Annotated in this window: 12 protein-coding genes; 4 read left to right on the plus strand and 8 right to left on the minus strand. The window is 35.6% G+C overall.

Annotated features, from left to right (window positions below):
• Positions 1-21 precede the first annotated feature (21 nt).
• Positions 22-1,833, plus strand: a complete 1,812-nt coding sequence (locus QP953_RS01590; protein WP_309553745.1) for a hypothetical protein — start codon at positions 22-24, stop codon at positions 1,831-1,833.
• Positions 1,834-1,952: 119 nt separating this feature from the next.
• Here the strand turns inward: QP953_RS01590 and QP953_RS01595 are convergent, their stop codons facing one another.
• Complete coding sequence (locus QP953_RS01595; RefSeq protein ID WP_156039810.1) at positions 1,953-2,765, minus strand: hypothetical protein; 813 nt, start codon at positions 2,763-2,765, stop codon at positions 1,953-1,955.
• 167 nt (positions 2,766-2,932) lie between these two features.
• Positions 2,933-4,402: a hypothetical protein gene (locus QP953_RS01600; protein WP_052598042.1), complete on the minus strand. Its 1,470-nt coding sequence runs from the start codon at positions 4,400-4,402 to the stop codon at positions 2,933-2,935.
• 400 nt (positions 4,403-4,802) lie between these two features.
• Between QP953_RS01600 and QP953_RS01605 the strand changes: the two genes are divergently transcribed.
• A complete protein-coding gene (locus QP953_RS01605) occupies positions 4,803-7,805 on the plus strand; it encodes a T9SS type A sorting domain-containing protein (RefSeq protein ID WP_309553746.1) in 3,003 nt (1,000 codons plus the stop codon).
• Positions 7,806-8,178: 373 nt separating this feature from the next.
• Here QP953_RS01605 and secA read toward each other — a convergent pair whose 3' ends face one another.
• Positions 8,179-11,520: a preprotein translocase subunit SecA gene (secA, locus tag QP953_RS01610; RefSeq protein WP_309553747.1), complete on the minus strand. Its 3,342-nt coding sequence runs from the start codon at positions 11,518-11,520 to the stop codon at positions 8,179-8,181.
• Positions 11,521-11,871: 351 nt separating this feature from the next.
• Here secA and QP953_RS01615 point away from each other — a divergent pair, with 351 nt between their 5' ends.
• Positions 11,872-12,648, plus strand: coding sequence for a hypothetical protein (locus QP953_RS01615; RefSeq protein ID WP_309553748.1), 777 nt, complete (start codon positions 11,872-11,874; stop codon positions 12,646-12,648).
• A 154-nt stretch (positions 12,649-12,802) separates the two neighbouring features.
• Here QP953_RS01615 and QP953_RS01620 read toward each other — a convergent pair whose 3' ends face one another.
• The 5 genes from QP953_RS01620 to QP953_RS01640 all read right to left on the minus strand — a co-directional run bounded on the left by QP953_RS01620 (position 12,803) and on the right by QP953_RS01640 (position 16,370).
• Entirely contained in the window at positions 12,803-13,234 is a 432-nt protein-coding gene (locus QP953_RS01620) for a PaaI family thioesterase (protein WP_052598046.1), read from the minus strand.
• Entirely contained in the window at positions 13,234-13,713 is a 480-nt protein-coding gene (bcp, locus tag QP953_RS01625) for a thioredoxin-dependent thiol peroxidase (RefSeq protein WP_052598047.1), read from the minus strand. The genes QP953_RS01620 and bcp overlap by 1 nt, the downstream gene beginning before the upstream one ends.
• A gap of 320 nt (positions 13,714-14,033) precedes the next feature.
• A complete protein-coding gene (locus QP953_RS01630) occupies positions 14,034-14,360 on the minus strand; it encodes a 2Fe-2S iron-sulfur cluster-binding protein (RefSeq protein ID WP_052598048.1) in 327 nt (108 codons plus the stop codon).
• 64 nt (positions 14,361-14,424) lie between these two features.
• Positions 14,425-14,901 (minus strand): TrmH family RNA methyltransferase, encoded by a 477-nt coding sequence (locus tag QP953_RS01635; protein WP_072011004.1) that lies wholly within the window; start codon positions 14,899-14,901, stop codon positions 14,425-14,427.
• A gap of 59 nt (positions 14,902-14,960) precedes the next feature.
• A complete protein-coding gene (locus QP953_RS01640; protein ID WP_309553749.1) occupies positions 14,961-16,370 on the minus strand; it encodes a hypothetical protein in 1,410 nt (469 codons plus the stop codon).
• A gap of 147 nt (positions 16,371-16,517) precedes the next feature.
• Here QP953_RS01640 and QP953_RS01645 point away from each other — a divergent pair, with 147 nt between their 5' ends.
• A complete protein-coding gene (locus QP953_RS01645; protein WP_309553750.1) occupies positions 16,518-20,042 on the plus strand; it encodes a T9SS type A sorting domain-containing protein in 3,525 nt (1,174 codons plus the stop codon).
• Positions 20,043-20,055 lie beyond the last annotated feature (13 nt).

Here is a 20,055-nt window from a genome sequence, read left to right on the forward strand (position 1 = left end):
TAAAACCAACAAATCCACCACATGAAGGAATTATTATTATTAATTTTTATATTAATTAGCAGTGCAAGTATGGCGCAGTCTCTTGGGGAGGATGTTTACATACGCTATTATCTGGGACGAAGTATTCAGCGAACTAAATTATTTGATGAAACAGGACTCGGGAAATTTATTCTTTTTAGAAACATACCTTCCAATTGGATTGTAGAATATAAGAGAACCAATGCTTTGGAGGATATACAGGGACTTTTTGGAGCTGTAAAACCAAAATTAAGTTCGTTGAGAAATAAATCTTTTCGACTAGATGTTAAAGGATCTAATTTAGGAGAGCTAGACGTTAGTTTCAGAGGTAGCATGGTATTCAAAAAGGTGACTGGTCATTTGAGTTTAAACGGGCATTGGAACAATCAGCGCAATGATTTTAATCAAGATAATTATCTTGATTTGAATTTAAAGAAGCGCCTCTTCTTACAAAATGCTTGGTCTATTCACTTAAAAAAGTTTACGTCAATTAATAATATTTGGTTTTTGGGGATGGAGACTCAAGGCGGGGAAGTGCAGTTCAACAAAGCAACCGATTTTCTGACTAGAAATGCTTATGGACATGGAATGGGAGTAATGCATTGGATCGGAGAATCGACTAATTATATTGCAACACGAGGGAAAGATATGCTGCTTATTAATTTTAGGATGGTTGATCATACTCAAAACAATTATTATGGTTTGCGTCAATATAAAGGCAAGGAGTGGAGCGTTGACAGCAAAGCCCAGTATAGCTACCGTTTAGAAAATGGTTTTGATTTGTTTCAATTTGGTGTCAATTACCGTTATCAAACCATTCAAGAAAACTTAGACTCGCTGGAAATAGAACGCAAGGAGTCTTTTGGTGGAGGCTATGTAGGATATGAAACTTTTTTTGGCAAAAAATTCAAATTATCTACTCGTATTAATGTTGCTTATCATAATTTAGCTCGTTGGATTTTTGTGCCACACCTTCGGTTTGATGCAACGATATTAAAGTCTTTAAGTGCCAATGTATTTGGTGGTTCGGGGATGCGTTATGCTAATGTATTGAGTGAAAATGCTCAATTTTTGATTAGTAACAGAGAAGTAAAGATAAAAGAACCACTATTGCCTGAAAGGGCTTGGTATTATGGGGTATCTGTTCATTATGGCAATTGGGTTCGTTTGGGACTGGATTTTTATACGGCATTGAATTTACAAGTCTATCATACTATCTACCAAAATAAAGTAATCTTAGATATGGATAGCGATGCCTACAAATTGTCGTTTTATAACCAAAATGGACGTGCTGAAAAATTATCCTTTGAATTAGATGGTCAAATTCGATTGTCGAAACCACAACTGGGAATAAATATTGACTATAGGTTAGATTTTATTAATTCTACCATCAACAACCAATACGTTAGAGAGCCTCTTTACTCAATGCACAATCTCTTACTAGCGCTTGATTATCGTCTGTATATTCGAGATATTTATATCTGCGATATTACTAGTCAATTTCATTGGTATGGTCCTCAACGGTTGCCCAATGTTGCTGTTAAAACAGGAATAGGAACTCCTTATCCATTACAATCTCCGAGTGTTAGTCGATGGGATTTTAAGCTTAATTTTCCGCTTTATGCTTGGATTCAGAGACAAACAAAATGGAAGAATTTCATTTTTTATTTTGGGATTGATAATATCTTGGATGAAGTGCAACCCTTATCATTTATTAGTGCGAGCCAACCTTTTGATCAAAATTTTGATGGCGGATTGTTTTGGAACTCTACTGTAGGGCGCCGATACTATGGTGGTTTCACATATGTGTTTTAGTACCGCATTCTTGAAAATATCAGGCTTCTCTTTCATAAAAAAACGATCATCGCCCTTGAGCAATGACCGTTCATATTTTAGTAGTTGGAATAGATAGTAGTCTATCTAAGCTCAAAATGTTAAATATCAAAGATAAAGGTTAATTTGCCCCATTGTTTTTTTGGAGCAGTATAATCTACATCAAATTTATAACGTCTAGCAGCACGCATCGCAGAGGCAATTAATTTAGCTTCATTGATGGTCGAAAATTTTTGTAAGTACTTGGTTGCAATGACAGTACCCTCTTGACTCACACAAACCTTGATTGCTATTTTACCTTTCGTTTTAGTCAACCCTTTAATATTAGGACGTTGCATTACTTTTCGACCAAAAACACCTTCTTGCAAATTATCATCATTTCCTCCATCGCCACTAGCATCCGAATTGTTTGTAGCTTTACCGCCAGGTTTATTTTTATCTGATGCACTACCCGATGGTTTAGAAGGCGTTGGTTTAGGATCTGGTTTAGGATCCACTTTGGGAGGTGTTTCGTCAAACTTAACATCGTTATCATTAGGAACTTCAGCAGGTGTAACCACAGGCGCTTCGTTATCTTCTACCGTTTCAACAGGTGCTGGTTCAGGCTCAGGTTCTGGAGCGGGAGTAGGTTCAGGAGTAGGTTCTTCTTCCTTTGTTTCACTAGGTTCATTAGATTCATTTTTGCGTGCTTTGTCATCAACATTATCTACAAATTGAACATCTGGCTCTTCAATTAAAATATCATCTAAATCGGCAAACTCAACCGTATTATCTGCTAATTCAACATTTTGAATGGCTCCCATTAGTGGAAGAATCGCCAAACACAATATAACAGCATGCACAAAAAAAGTAATGATTAATCCTCTTTTCTTGTTTTCTTCTTCTTTTTCCGATACAAATTTATCCTTTTTCATATCTAGCATGTTTTTATATGGAATAATCTTTTGTGTAAAAGAAAAGACTATTGAAAAATTGTTCTTTATCGTTTCATTTGCTTTGTATAATTCCAAAAGGATGCCAAATTTGTTTTTTAAGAACGTTTTAATGTTTGAAAGATAGAATGTAAAAGTATCTGAATACCTCATGAGGAAAGAGGTTGCTGGAGTTTTTGTTGTAGGTATTTTTTGAAGTCAAAAAATTGAAACCAGAAAGTATTTTTAGGAAAACGACCAATATTTTCAATTTTGATTAGAGTGCTCTGTATTAAGTTTTGATAGTTTTGAGTGTCACTAAATTGGCTAGAACTCTTATTAAAAAAATCGATTAAAGCTCTTTCAAAGTCACCAATTGAGATTTGTTTTTTTAGCTCTCTTTTTAATGAATTTAATAAATGTGGAATTAGCAAGAAGTTATTTAATTCTAAGTGGACAATAATTTCTAGTACTTTTATGACAAGTTTATATCGAACAATAAAGTTCGAAGCAGGCAAGTTGTGCCAATAATTAATCCAGTTCAAAGCAATAGCATACTCTTTTACAGTGCACAAGTAAGGGATAACTTCCGTAACCAAGAAAGACTCTAATAGATTTAAAGGTCGATTAGTCTGTTCTAAATATTCAGGACCAATGATATCTAACAAATCCATTCCTTCTTGATGCTTTTGAGTAATTCGATAATAAAATAGCAAGGTTCGCTGATGAGAAATCATATTAAAAGGAGAAGGCGTTTCGAGTACTTTTTTTTGCATTTTGTCTGCAAAAAAATGATACGTCTCAAAATCATCCATGAATAAGGATTGGTATATAATATTTTGATAAACCGTTATTAAGGTAGATTCTATTATTTTCTGTTTTTCTATTATTTCCAGTATTTTATATTGAAATGACCTAGCTTTTTCAAACTGGCAAGCCATAAATAATAATAGAGATTTGGTCATGCAAAAATAAGCTTTTGCTTTGTTGGATAAAAGCTTTGTCTCATCTGCCAAGAGCGGATTGTTGTACAACTCCTTGAAGCGAGGGTCGTTCAATGTAAAAAAACATTCTTTTACATTGAAGTCAAAACAGCGTTCATTGAATAGGTGCAATTCATTGATTTGATCGTATTGTTGAATGGCCAAATCACGTTCTGTTTTTAGCAAATGATACGAATTGTTTTTGCTAGCAGTAACATTAGATTGTAAATTGATAATATAAATTAGGTTACCAAAATCTTCTAACCTTTTTGCTTTGACCTTTGTCTTTTTCAACAAACGACTGCCTATTGAGGTCAAGCCTTTGCTATAAAGCACTCGTATCGTTTGAATGGCATTATTGATAGCCATAGAAGAGTTGGCATTTTTGTGATGAATGACCAAACTTTGTAAGAGTTGTTGATGTAAATACCTTTTGTAATTACTATAATTCTTTAAATCAATTTTACTTCCAATCTGCTTCAATAATTTTTTTTCATTTAGTCGTCCTTCCTGTGTTTGTTGATAAATCTTGTCATACAATAAAATGTAATGTCTTTTGTCAGAATCATTGCTATACATTTTTGCATATCGAACGAAAAAAGATTTTTCTTTTTTGTTCATATTGGAGATGATGTCAAATATTTCTTGAAGTATCATGTTGCATTGATTTGATCTAAATATTGAATAGAAAAAATGTGGCTTAGAGCCTTTAAATTTGAAGTAAAATTACTAAACTCTAAGAGGGAACATAGTTTTTGGAGAGATCTAATAAATTACAACTTTAATTTTAAAACGACAAATTTATTTAAGGTTAGTTGTTGACAATTAGAGTATTGTGGTGGTTTTATCTTTGGTTTAAGATAAATTAAATTATCCAAAATAGATTATTCTTTTTTGAAACTTTCATTTATTCTTATTGTGTAAATAAAAGCAATTGGTAGTTGAACTTAACTTTTTTTAGGCAAGGAATATCTATTAATAGTTATTTTATTGAACAACTTAGAATGGAAGAAATATGATACGATTTTTGTTGATAATTGTAGTGATATTCTGTTGTATGAATGGGTATAGTCAAGCAACTCAGCGAGGAGGATTTGTGTATGAATGGAGTAGCTATAGTTCAGACGATTATACAGGTTTAGGAAACCGACTAGTACACTGGGATTCTACAGATTTAGTTGACATTGTTCATGCACCAGCAATAGGAGTGCACCCTCGAGTTTATTTTGGACCTTCAGAAATTCCAGCCATTAAACAGCGCTTGGATAGTACTCTAAGTGGTCAAGCCATTAAAGCTACTATTCACGCTTATACTACCTTGTTGCATTTACGAGGAGCTTATAGCCAAAATCAACCCTATGCGTTAGATCCAGATGGAAATCGATATATCGAAAATAGTGGCGCATGGAGTATGGGAGCTTATTACGATAAATTAAAAAATCGTGATCCTAGCGTATGGAATGGAGTAAGTCTAAAACATCGCCAACGAACGGCTACTTTGATGTCATTAGAAGCTTTTATGTGTCTATTGTATGCTGGTCAAACAGACCCTGATGTGGGAATCAGTTACCAAACAAGAGCACAAGATTTAGCCAATGCAATGCATTATTGGGCAACCTTAGCATTGGCTGATCCTAACCTAGGTCCTACAACCTATAACTTGGTAGGAGGGACACATATGGCAATGTGTTATGATTTGAATTACAACAATCTAAGTCTTAATCAAAGAGATACGATTCGGATGGCATTAAGTCGAACTCTACCAATTGTTCCTCGACATGGTCACAATTTGGCATGTTATGCCAATACAAGCAATTGGGCAACCTTAAATGGGTTTGAGATTATTACCAATTTAGCTATAGAGGGGGAACTAGGATATCAAACCCAATTGACTCGTGAATGGATGCGCGTGGCACATAACTTTATCACTTATGGTTGGTATCCATCTGGGGCAGGGTACGAGGGTTTGGGTAAAAACTATATGTTTGTAACGACTCTAATTGCAATGGCAAAACGAGGATATAGTTTACTTTCACACCCACATGTACGAGCTTATGGAGAGCAGTTTTTACCTGCGATTACACAACCTTTTGGAAAGGGATTTACTAGCTATGATGTTTGGGGAGGTTCAGGACACCATCCCGTATGGGGGCAGTATAAATTTAATTCTTCTGATGCTGTTGGTTTAAAATGGATTTTTCCGAATAGTAATAAAGTAGATTTTGTTTGGAGAAATTATATTTCTACTTTTTATCGTAATGATTCAGAAGGTTATGTTTATGCTCAAATAGAACCAGGAGGTAGTTACAACACCTATTTGATACCCGCAGCTGTATTTGCTCGTGATTACTCAACAAGTAGCTGGCAAAGTCAAGCTGATCAAACCATTTCAACAGAATATATTGCGATGGATAGAGGGTTGGCTACATTTCGATCAGGAACAGATAAAGAGGCAATGGCTATGCAGTTTCATGCAAGACAAGATATGGGAGGTCATACACATGGCGATCGCTTGGACTTTACAATGAGTGCGTTGGGGCGTATTTGGGTTCGAAAAACCTTTGGAGGAAGTCCATTTCAACCTTCGGACTTTCATTCCATGGTTTTAGTGGATGGATTGGGAATCGGCGTTGGCGACCCAGATGGAGATAAGTGTCGACAGCCAGCTACTGTATTAGGGCATCGAATCAATTCAGATTTATCCTCAGTAGCTGGGGATGCTACTTATGCTTATACTTGGGAGTGGCATTGGTCGGCTCGCCCCTTAGGCTCCAATCATCCTTGGTTGGGAAATAACGGTTGGCAGCGAGTAACGGAAACATGGAATGATTTCTTGGTAACGCCTCATTCAGATCCACATTATAATATTCCGTTTTATGATTACCCACATTGGAGTCGCGCAGGTCGTTTAGAACGAATGGTGAAACGACCTTATAATCCTATGGAAAAAGTAGTTCGAAATGTAGGGTTGATAAAAGGGGCGCAGCCTATGCTACTTATTGTAGATGATATCAAGAAAGATTCATTGGTACATCAGTACAAGTGGATGGCTCAAATTGCTCGTGATCTCACTTTAGACCATTATTCTGTTAATTTATTAGATAGCAATTATCAATGCGATATAATTTTAAAAGAGCCAGTAGGAATAGGCAATAGAAGGTTATTGGTAAGGGTGTTGCAGAATGAAAATTATACCGCAAGTCAACCTCCTGGAATAATAGATACAATACCTTACATAAATTTTTTTACAGGAGCTACGTATAATTCTAACCCCAACTGGATTCGCCATAGGTTAATTGTAGAGAGCAATAGTGTCAGTCCCAATTTTAAAGTATTGTTATTTCCCTATACTCTTGGAGATACATTACCCATAACTAATTGGAATCCTACACACGATAGCTTAGAAATAGTCCTGCCTAATGCAACTAAAATGCTTCGTTTTTATAAAGACCATCAAAATAATACTCAGTTTGAAATGGTCAATACCTCAAGTTTGAATTTGCCACTAGATTGGCTTGAATTGGTGGCAGAAAGAGAAACAGCGACAATGGTTCAACTCAAATGGCAAACTCTGGGGGAGGTTAACAACAAAGGATTTGATGTAGAGCGCTTGTTTGATAATGAAAATGATTTTACTAAGATTGCTTGGGTCGAAGGAAATGGTACTTCCAACGCTTTACATTCTTATGAGTTATTAGATGAAAATACCTATGAAGGAAATACTTACTACAGACTTAAGCAAGTAGATTGCGATGGGCAAGTCAGTTACAGTCCAATTAAAACAGTTCGTGGGGTTACTAATGATAAAAAATGGATGATTTATCCCAATCCAACAACAGATCATATTTTTATTTACTCCGATGCTTTAGAAGATAGGAACGTAAGTATTCATATTTATACTATGGAAGGTAAACTTGTATTCAATCAGCAAAAGAAGCTAATCGCTCATAGAGTGACGACCTTGGAGGAGACTGTACAATTGCCACAAGGAACGTATATGATACAAATGAGCTTTGAAGATGGGGAAAACCACAATAAGATATTTGTAAAACAAGAATGAATTCGTCTGTATAGATAAGAAATTTCCCCCTGAGTGTTTCATGATAGCAATTGCTGTATTGCTATGGGAGAAGGCGCAAGCCTTCTCCTCTTTTATGTTTTAGAACAAACAGTCTGCATTATTACCTGTTCTGCATAATCTCTCATCAAGTGAGATAATAATCCTTCTTTGTTGGTGTTCCTTAGATTATACAATAGTTTGTTAAAACCCCGTAACGAACTACTAGTTACTAAAAAGGGTGGTCAAAATAGTAGAACGGATTCTCTCTATTTTAACCACCCATATAAAACTATAAAAACCAGATTGTCAGTAACTAGATTTTACACGTATTTGAATTTTAGCTTGCTGATAATCATAATGTTAGTTTGTTGTTTTATTTTTTGCCGTGACATTGTTTGTATTTCTTGCCACTTCCACAAGGACAAGGATCATTACGTTTTATCTTTTCTGTGTCACGTTTGAATGTTTTTACTTTTTCAATTGTTTGTGTTGCATTATTAGCATTTTGCGCAGCACGACGTTGCATTTCCTCTGCTTCTTTTTGAGCCTCAATATTTGTTTGTAGATTTTCGTTATCAACTTCTACCTCTTGAGCCTCGTGTACATCTTCCGATTCTTGAATAGGAATACCTCCTTTGAATAAGAAGCTAGTGATTTCTTTGCTAATTCTATCCAAGAACAACTCATAAAGTTTAGAAGCTTGAATTTTATAAACAACCAAAGGATCTTTTTGCTCAAAAGAAGCCGATTGAGTTTGATCTTTTAATTCGTCCAAATCACGCAAATGCTCTTTCCATGCATTGTCAATCAAGCCTAAAGTAATTGATTTTTCGATATCATTAACCAAGGATTTGCCATTTGTGCTAATAGCTGCTTTTAAGTCTGCCCCTATTTCCATTCCTTTGGTACCATCAGTAAAAGGAATACCAATTTTTTGGTAGTTGGTATTGGGGTCATTGTAAACGCGGTTAATAATAGGCATTAGACGTTGAGCAATGTCGCTAAATTTAGCTTTGTACGTTCTTGCAGCTTGATTGTACAATTTATCCATTAACTTGTCTAGTACTGTTTCGCTTCTAAACTCATTTTCGGTAATATTAGTCTCAAAGCCATAATAACGAATCACATCTTGAGCAAAGGCATTATAATCGTTGTTGACTTTGTGAGTAGTTACCAAAGACACAGCTACTTGGTCAAACATATCGTTTAGATCGATCGCCAAACGTTCTCCATACAAGGCATTATTACGCTTTTTGTAAATAGATTCCCGTTGAATGTTCATAACATCATCGTATTCCAACAAGCGTTTACGAACTCCAAAGTTATTTTCTTCAATACGTTTTTGAGCACGTTCAATGGCATTCGTAATCATTTTGTGTTGCAATGCTTCTCCTTCTTGATGCCCCATTGTGTCCATCAATTTTGAGATACGCTCAGACCCAAATAAACGCATTAGTTTGTCTTCTAAAGAAACATAGAATTGAGACATCCCGACATCTCCTTGACGACCAGCACGACCACGCAACTGTCTATCGACACGTCTCGAATCATGGCGTTCTGTACCAATGATTGCCAAACCACCTGCTTTTTTAACTTCATCCGAAATCTTGATATCCGTACCACGACCAGCCATATTGGTAGCAATAGTTACTTGCCCTGCTTTACCTGCTTCAGCAACAACATCTGCCTCACGAGCGTGTTGTTTTGCATTCAAAACATTGTGCTCAATTTTGCGAAGTTGGAGCAAACGGCTTAACATCTCCGATTGTTGGACAGAAGTAGTACCCACTAACACAGGTTGTCCTTTTTTGGTCAATTCAACAACGTCATTAATAATTGCATTAATTTTTTCTCGTTCTGTTTTGTAGACCAAATCATTTCTATCATCACGAACAATTGGACGATTGGTAGGAATAACAACTACATCCAATTTATAGATATTCCACAGTTCTTGTGCTTCGGTTTCTGCTGTACCAGTCATACCTGCTAATTTATGGTACATACGGAAGAAGTTTTGAAGCGTAATGGTAGCATAAGTTTGAGTAGTTTTTTCGATCTTAACACTCTCTTTTGCTTCTAGTGCTTGGTGCAAACCATCAGAAAAACGACGTCCATCCATGATACGTCCTGTTTGCTCATCTACAATTTTTACCTCATTATTCATCACAACATACTCATCCTCTCTATGAAACAAGGTATAGGCTTTTAGCAATTGACGCAAGGCATGCAAACGCTCATTTTTGGCTTGAAAAGCCAATAGAGCTTCATCTTTTTTAGCAACAATCTCCTCTTGACTTAATCCTTCGATTTTGTCAATATCCGAAAGGATTGTTCCAATGTCATCCATCACAAAAAGACTATCATCGCCAGCACCTTTACCTAAGAGCATACGACCATTATCCGTTAGCTCAACCGATCTATTTTTTTCTTCAATAACAAAATACAGAGGTGCATCCGCCTTTGGCATATGCTTAGACTGCTCAGCCATGTAGAAGTTCTCTGTTTTTTGCATGATTAGCATGACCCCAGGCTCACTCAAATATTTGATTAATGCACGGTGTTTGGGCAATCCACGGTATGCACGGAATAATGCCAAACCGCCACCACCTTCTTCGGGGCTGGTATTTCCTTCTGCGATCAATCGTTTTGCTTCTCGCAATAATTCTCCAACTAGTTTGCGTTGCACTGCTTCTAGTTGTTGCACAGCAGGTTTTAGAGCAGTAAACAACTCTTCACGATTATCTTGAGCCGTAGGACCCGATATAATTAAAGGCGTACGAGCATCGTCAATCAAAACAGAGTCAACCTCATCAATCATTGTAAAGTGAAACTTACGCTGTACAATTTCATCGGGTTTGTGCGCCATATTATCACGCAAGTAGTCAAAACCAAACTCATTGTTAGTACCATAAGTAATATCAGCACGATAAGCCGCTTTACGTTCAGGAGAATGAGGTCTGTATTTATCGATACAATCTACTGTCAGTTGCAAGAAGTTGTGAATAGGAGCCATCCATTCTGCATCCCGTTTGGCTAAGTAATCATTTACAGTAATCAAATGTACCCCTTCGCCAGCCAAACCATTCAAGTACGCAGGCAAAGTCGAAACCAATGTTTTTCCCTCTCCTGTAGCCATCTCTGCAATTTTTCCTTGGTGCAAAACGATCCCTCCAATCAACTGAACGTCGTAATGAACCATATTCCAAGTCACTTCATTGCCAGCAGCCATCCAAGAGTTTTTCCAAATTGCTTTGTCTCCATCAATTGATACAAAAGGTTTGGGACTACCCATTTGTTGAGCAGCCAATTCTCTGTCCATATCGGTGGCAGAGACTTCTAAAGATTCACTTTCGGCAAAACGGCGAGCAGTTTCTTTTACCACAGCAAATGCTTCTGGTAGAATTTCATTCAAAACAACTTCTATTTCCTCGTCTCTTTCTTTTTTTAGAGTATCAATCTCAGCAAATAAATTTTGTTTTTTCAGAACATCTTCTGTTGCATCAATATCCGATTGAATCGCTGCAATTTCACTGTCAATGGTTTTTAGATGCTCGGCAATACGATCTTTAAATTCAAGGGTTTTGTTGCGCAATACATCGTTGGAAACGGATGTTAATTTTGCATATTCATCCTTAATTTTTTCTACAATGGGTAGAATCGTTTTAATATCACGATCGTATTTATCACCAAATAGTTTCTTTAAAAAACCAAACATGTTTTCTTTAGTTTATGAAGCAATTGTCAAGGGTATTATCAATTACTTAAAATGAATAATTTTCTTATTAGGATGTTGAGGGAAATTCAGAGTTAACAGTTTGTTCTGAATAAGAGTACTTGCTATTGACTCAACATTGTAGCAAATATAACATTTAATTTTGCTATCACATTTTATTCCATCTGTATTATGTATGCCATATTGGCAAAAATTGTAATTTTTTATCGACTTTTTGGCACTTAAATCGTAATTTTCGCCATAATGCTAGCTTATTTTGCAAAAGCACATTGGTGTTGAAAAGCAATGTAATAGCTTTTTATATTCACTCAGTTGTTCAAAACAGTAAATTTCATGCCTTATTTTATCAGTTGCTTATTGCTTCTTATTCTTTTTAGTTGCGAATCCAATGACACAACCCAACAGACAGAAGAATCAACTCCAAATGACACGACTTTCTATACTAAAGCATATTATTACCCTATAGAAACCTTATCAGAAGAAAAGGTATATGAATATGTTTTAGAGAATGAAGGGGAAGCTTATTTATCTCATTATCTGTCCCTAAAAGCAGAACCCGCCGAAAGTGGAACGAGTTACTTAATTTCTAAGTATTATGCGCCTAATTTTCAGCAAAACCAATCCATAAAAGAATGGATTATAAAAGACGGTGTTATTACACAAGAATATACCTTTTGGGTGATGGATAGTATTAGCCAAACGCTTAAAGAATATCCCAACAATGTTAGTCAAAATGTTGTGTTTCCCTTTTACGCAGCATTAGATTCTGCCATGGCATATCGTTTTGTTTGCGAAATGAAACTTCCTCCTGATTTTCTAACTGTTAAACTGATTCGTGATCGAAAATTTAATAAAAAATTATCTTACGAATACAAGGGCGAAACTCTTGATGCGATTGCTTTTACTGCAACAGATTTGTATGATATAGAAAATACAGAAGGAGGTGGTTTTTGGAATCAAAAGAAAGCAAGTATCGAAGTTTATGCCAAAGGGATTGGTTTGGTCTACAAGGAAACAAAAACAGCAGGGGCAGAGGAGACAGAAATTGTACGATTGGCTAATATTTATTCTGTCCAAGAGTTTGAAGCATTGAAAAATGACTATAAGTGATAATAAAAAACAGAATTCATTGAAACGAGGCTGTTGAGCAAGTTACAACACAATTGAATAAAGCAGTGTAGCACGTAAACTGAAAACGACTACTCTGATTGATTGTAAAATTATTTTTCAACAGCCTCACTCTATAGTAATCTGTAAGTGTAAATTAGACGACTCGCATAAAGTTAGAAACACCTTGAGCAATTAGTTGCCCTTTTTCATTTTTAAGAATACAACGAACATTAGCGGTGCGTTTTCCTATTCTAATAACCTTAGGAATGCCAGTAATGACTTCACCCACTTTAGCTCCTTTCAGAAAATCTATATTCATGGTCATCGAGACATAGGCAGCATCTTTATCACTTTTTAGAAACAATTGGAAACCTAGTATTTCATCAATGATTGCAGCGACGGCACCACCGTGGATTGCCCCCATAGGGTTGAGCATATCTTCACGAACTTCGAATGCAATTTCTACATCTCCTTCTTCTGTGATTGCTGTTACGGCACCATTTAACCAAGCCCCTAAGCCAGGAAGGTATTCGCCCATTTTTTGACCAAGATTCTCTTTCAATTGTTGGATGTAATCAGCTTTCATTATAGTTTACCTAATTTTTCTAATCCCTGTGTAATTTGTTCTGTATGAGCATCATTTTTAGGGCGTTTAAAAATTTTAGTAATGTTCCCCTCTTCATCAATAATAAAAGTAGTTCTTAGAACTCCCATTTTGATATTTCCATACATGTTTTTTTCGCCCCATGTGCCATAGGCTTCCATAACAGATTTGTCCGTATCGGCAATTAGCGGAAAAGGTAACTCAAATTTTTCTATAAATTTTTGGTGCGATGCAGCTGTATCAGGACTTACGCCTACTACTGCATATCCTTTTTCGAGCCAATAGGTATAATTATCTCTAAGATTACATGCTTCTTTGGTGCAACCAGGCGTATTATCTTTTGGATAAAAATAAAGAATGAGGTTTTTGCCTTTAAAATCACTTAATTGGATGGTGTTGCCATCTTGGTCTAGTCCTTTGAAATCAGGCGCTTTATCGCCTTCTTTGAGTGTTACTGCCATTGTTTTTTTATTATAATAGTTGACAATAGCTTGCTATTTTACTAGTTATGGGCAATGCTATATTAGATACTTGGATGATATTCTGTTTTGCATCAATAATCTTTTAGTGCTACAGAGTCAGAAGCACAAAGAATAAAATAGCAAGCTATTAAGATTTAGTAGTTCGTTGATTTTTTACTTTTTTACCAAAAAGATAAAAAAGCACATTTATATTAGTTTGATAATCAAAACCTTAAGACAAAATGCAACAGATTTGCAACTTGTTGATTCTCAAACTAATAAAGTTTTTCAACGAACTATTGAAGATTAATAAATTTGTTTTATTCGCTAACAGGAGCCAAACGAACAATTAAACCATCTAAATCATCGTGTAAATGAATTTGACAACCCAAACGGCTGTTATCTTCTACAAAAAAAGCTTGATCTAGCATATCTTCTTCATCTTCTGATGGGTCAGATAAGTCGTGGTCACTTTCAACATACATGTGGCAACTTGCACAAAGCGCCATTCCTCCACATGTACCCTCAACAGGCAATTCAGCAGCTTTACAAAACTCCATCATATTCATATTCATATCTGTAGGAGCTTCCAATTCGTGTTTGTTGTTTTCACGGTCAATTACCGTCACTTTAATCATGTTGTCCATGGTTGCGAATTTTATGCACAATAGTTAGATAGGTGTTCTAACAATTGCTTAAGTAACAAAAAAATCATTGAATTGTTCTTAGGGCTTGATGCAAAACAATACCAAAGGTAACCGCAACATTCAAACAAGGAGTATGACCTAGTGCTGGAATGTAAATACTTTGGTCAATCAAAGGCAATACATCTGTTGGCAAACCTTCTTTCTCGCTTCCGAAAATAAGCAAATCGTTTGATTCGAACTGAACGTTGTTTAAGTGCTGTGCTTTTTCGTCAACAAGCGTTGCAATTTTTCTGCCCTCATAATCTAATAAAAACGAGTCAATCGTTTCTATCTTGATAATTTCAATATGATCAATTGCACCAGCTGTCCATACCTTTGCCATATGGGCCATATCTGCCCTTGCTTTTTTGCTATGTGTTGGGGGCAAAAGCAAGTTGTTTTTATCGTAAATATAAACCTTATCAAGCCCATAAAATTCGGCGCTTCGAATCATAGAGGAAAGGTTTGGGCGGTATTCTGGCGCAAAGAGTAAGACATTCATAGTGTATTATTTGGGGCAAAAGTAAACAAAAAAATATCAATAAAACGCTAAAGTCTAGCCTAAATACGACGGAGTTGCTCTAAAAGCCAAGCACGCTCTGTTAGAGGCTGCAAGGTATCGATACTATTTTGCAACTGTTGGCGCGCTTTAGAATCTCTAGGCGGAAGTTCCAATAATTTCTTCGTCAAGCGAATAATATTGAGGTAGTTTTCACGATGATAACCCATAATTTCTTTTCGTTGAAGATAAATCGTGAAACTATGAAAAAAGGAATCTAAGGCATCGTGACTTTGAGTTTCGTAATAAATCTTCATAAGCATTGTCTTTGCATCCAAATTAAGAAACAAATCGTCATACTCCACCTGAATCAACCGTTGCATGGCTTTTTCATAATCTCCTTTTGCAAAATATAGCTTAGAGGTATTATAGTGTTTGTAACTTTCTCTATAATCTACCTCTACATACTTGGCGTATTGAGGAATATAACTTGCAATCCAATCGTATTCTTGAAGGCGCAAGCCTGCTGATGCAATATTTTTATAAGTAAATCGACTCAGCACATTGTTATCTAGTAGTGTTTTGTTTTGTAATCCGTGTTTGTATAATTCAAAAACTTCTCGGATAAATTTCTGAGATTCATCGGAATTGATTCGGCGAATACAATAATTAATCGCCAAAGTATAAATATCTCGCTTTTCCTTTAGAGGTAACAACGATTCATATTTTAATAAATTATTTTTTAGACACTCAAAGTAATCGGAGTTATCAGGAATGGTTAAAGCCATATAAGCTTGATGGTACAATTGAATGGCAGGAATAGTAGCATAAGGCATTTGATCGACAAGATGTAAAATCGCTTCCAAAAAAGGGATGTTATAAGTAGTCTTATATAAGTTTTTGTGACTAATAGCAACACAGGCGTAGCGCAAGTTTTCGGTCATAAAAGCAATAGAAAAATTATCTAAGATAGCTTGAAGGTTGGTAGCACGCATTCTTGATTGAAGTGCTGTTTGTTTGAAGTGTTCTTGTTCAATCTGATAGGCATGATAGTAATATTCATGCGTTTTATGCGGCGACTGATGAAGCTCTTTTTGTCCTTTGAACCATTGTTGTTGTGCCAAATGAGGTCTGTTGCGTGTACTCAAAAAAGAAGTAATATTTTTTTGTCGCTCAATCGTGTTTTTTTTTGACATCCAAAAATGGACAAAATCTTCTAAGTTTTTGATGCCTTTAGACATCAATCTTCTAAGCTTTAAATCGTTGTATTTTTCATTTGGGAAAAGGTGTTTAAAAACCCGTTTTTTGTTAATAGATACCTTAGAAAGTATTCTCCTAGAGTTTATGAAACTAAATAGTGCTGTTAGTTTAGGGTCATGATTGTGCAAAGGCGATTTCAACCACTTGTGAAATGCCTCTAATTCTATGCTGTCTAGGCAGGTATATATGCGTATTAATTTGGATTTTATCATTTAGTAAAGATACAATAAAAAGTAGACAAAATTCATTTTTTGTGTTCGACAAGAGCTATTCATTACGTTATCTTTGGTATTATCAATAGTGAATTCATGAACACTAAAGCACGTATATATTATATCAAACCTCTTGCAAATTATAAAATGATGAAAATAATACAATCAAAAAACAAGTTTCAACTTTATGGAACGATAGTTTGCTTGCTGCTTTATTGCAGCTTGGCACAGGCTCAAACGACAACTATCCCCGATGCTAATTTTGAGCAAAAATTAATCAATTTGGGAATCGATTCAGATGGCTTAGTTAATGGGCAGATTTTGAATAGTGATGCTGTTGGCGTTCAAGCACTAGATTTGAGTGCCAGTAATATCGTAGACTTGACAGGAATCGCAGCATTTGCAGATTTAGAAATTTTGACCGCTAATGATAATCAGTTGACAAATGTGGATGTTTCCTCCAATCCTCTTTTGTGGAAATTAGAAGTAGATCAAAATCAATTGACTAGCATCAATATAGTGAACAATGCTGCCCTAATTGAATTAGATGTTTCGAATAACCTTCTGACAGCTTTAAACTTACCCAATACAACGAGTCTAAAAACCGTTAAAGCTTCTTACAATCAGTTGACAACAATAGATTTGACAAATTTAACCAACTTAGAATATTTTAGGGGTAGTGATAATCAGTTAACAACTTTAGATGTCAGTAATAACGCAGGGCTAAAACACCTTAGTTGCGCCAAAAATCAATTAACAACCTTAGATGTATCCAACAAACCAGCACTGAAACAGTTGTCTTGTTTATACAATCAATTGACAACTCTTACGATAACTAATACTCCTGCATTAGAGTCGATTAATTGCGTCGACAACCAATTAACCACTTTGAACATACCCAATGCTCCTGCTTTATTTTACCTAAATTGTTCGGAAAACCAGTTAACTCAGTTGACAGTACCAACTAGTACTTTATTAGAAGATTTAGACTGTTCAGAAAATCAGTTAACCGCATTAAACATTGCTCATTGTACGAGTATGCGTACACTTACGCTTCATGATAATATGCTAACTTCTTTGAATTTACTTCCTTTAGTAGATTTGAGAGAACTAAATGTTAAAAATAATTCATTGACGAGTTTGAATCTTACTGGCAATACGAACCTTTGGGTATTGAATTGTAGCAATAATGCTATTGCTACTTTAGATATGACAAATAATACGAATGTTTCAACAATATACTGTAGTGATAATCAAATAACTAGTTTGCTAGTACCCAACAATACTAATTTGAGATACATCAGTTGTAGCGATAACCAATTAGCAAGTTTAGATATATTAAATAGTCCTAATTTAACTAGTATTGGATGTTACCGTAACCAGTTAACTAATTTGAACATACCGAACAGTCCTAATTTATCAGTGGTATCGGCTGGCGAGAATCAACTCTCTAGCTTCAATTTATTGAACCATCCTAATTTGACTAGTTTTTCAGTAGGTGAAAATTTGTTTACAAGTATTGATTTGTCTAGTGTTCCTGCTTTGAAAAAACTAATAATCACTAGTAACCAATTAACCACTTTAGATGTTTCTAACAACCCTGATTTAGAAGATTTATTTGTAGGAAGAAATATGTTAAGTGCTTTAGATGTTTCTAATCTTCTTAAATTAAAAAGATTAGATTGTTCATTTAATAACATTAGTGGCATGTTGGATTTGACACGAAATCCAGATTTGGATATTATGTATTGTTACGCCAACCAATTATTGAGATTACAGTTGCGAACAACCAATCTTAGTAGAATGTATTGCCAACAAAATCTTTACGGACTCCAAATTTGCGTTCCAGATACTACTGCAGCGTTGTCAAAACCAAATTTTGGTCAAATTGCTTGGGTAAAGGATGTGCATGCTGTTTACTTATCTGAAAACTGTTATCGAATGGCAGTAAGGGGGCGCATTGTAATCGATAGTATGACAAATTGTATGGCAGATAGTCTTGAAAAAGGATTGATTCATAAAATGGTTCGATTTCAAAGAGGAGCGGATGTATATTATGCAACAACATACAACACCAATGGAAATTATATTGCGCACTTGGATACGGGAACCTATGTCGTATCAGTTGTAACAGGAAGTATGTATTGGCAGTCTTGCCCTAGCACACAAATGGTCGTCATTGATACCAGTAGTGGCGTACATGAACTAGATTGGGCTTTGGAAGCAGTTGTATCTTGTCCTCAACTTCGAGTAGATATTTCATCACCTTTCTTGAGATTAGCAGGAGGAGGAAGTTACTACGTTATTGATTATTGTAATGAAGGGACGGTAATGGCTAATAATGCTTATGTAGAAGTAGATTTGGACCCTTCTTTGAGTGTGTCTAATTCGAGTGTTCCGATTGTTGGTCAGAATGGGAATGTATATACTTTTAATATAGGAAATGTACCTGTCGATAGTTGTGGTGAGTTTTTTATTAATGTAGCATTGGATACGGGTGTTTTGATAGGGCAGACTCATTGTACAGAAGCTCGTATTTATCCTGATTCTATTTGTATGCCTAATATTTGGGTCAATTCAAGATTAGCGGTTGATGCTGTATGCCAAAATGATACCGTATTATTTACCATTAATAATCATGGTGCCGCAATGACGCAGCCAACTACTTATTATGTATTTGAAGATAATATTATGATGCGTCAAAACAACTTTCAAATAGGAGTAGGAGGAGTGCAACAGGTACTACAACCTGCCGATATGGGAAAAACCTATCGAATTATTACCAAGCAAGAATCAGGATATCCTCCAATATTAGGGGACTCTATCATAACGGCAGCAGTCGAAGGTTGTCGACCATATCCAGATGGTTCTTTTAATACTGGATTTATTACTCAGTTCTCTAATGGAAATAGCTCTCCTTTTATTGCAATTGACTGTCAGCAGAATGTAGCTTCTTATGACCCGAATGATAAGCAAGCACAACCAGCAGGATATGATGTTGTTAACCACTATATTTATGATTATACAGCATTAGATTACAAAATTCGTTTTCAAAATACAGGAACAGATACAGCATTTAATATTGTTATATTGGATACGATTTCTCCGCACTTAGATTTATCGACTTTAGAAATGGGAGCGAGCAGCCATAACTATACTTGGAGTATTCAAAATGGAAATGTATTGAATGTTAAATTCGCGAATATCATGCTACCTGATAGTAATGTCAACGAACCGCTTTCCAATGGATTCTTTAGATACCGCATTGAGCAAAAAACAAATAACCCAATCGGAACCGTAATTCATAATTCAGCAGCTATTTACTTTGATTTCAATCCACCTGTTATTACCAATACGACTTGGCATACTGTGGGAGATGATTTTGTGAATGTTGTGTTACTAGACCAAACAAAGGTGTTGGATGATGCAATAGAGGTAACTATTTACCCGAATCCTTTTAAGCAAATGACGACTTTAGAAGTAAAAGGAAAAGATTATAAGGAGTTAGAATTAGGTGTTTTTGACGTGACAGGGCGCATGATAAAACAGGTTACTTCTACACAACAAAATCGCATTGAATTATCTAGAGATGCGATGATACGAGGAGTTTATTTTTATCAGTTGAAAGGCGATGGTCAATTGATCAACATAGGAAAAGTTGTTGTACAGTAATGATTATCAAAAA

The organism is Aureispira sp. CCB-E (assembly GCF_031326345.1).
Classification (GTDB): domain Bacteria; phylum Bacteroidota; class Bacteroidia; order Chitinophagales; family Saprospiraceae; genus Aureispira.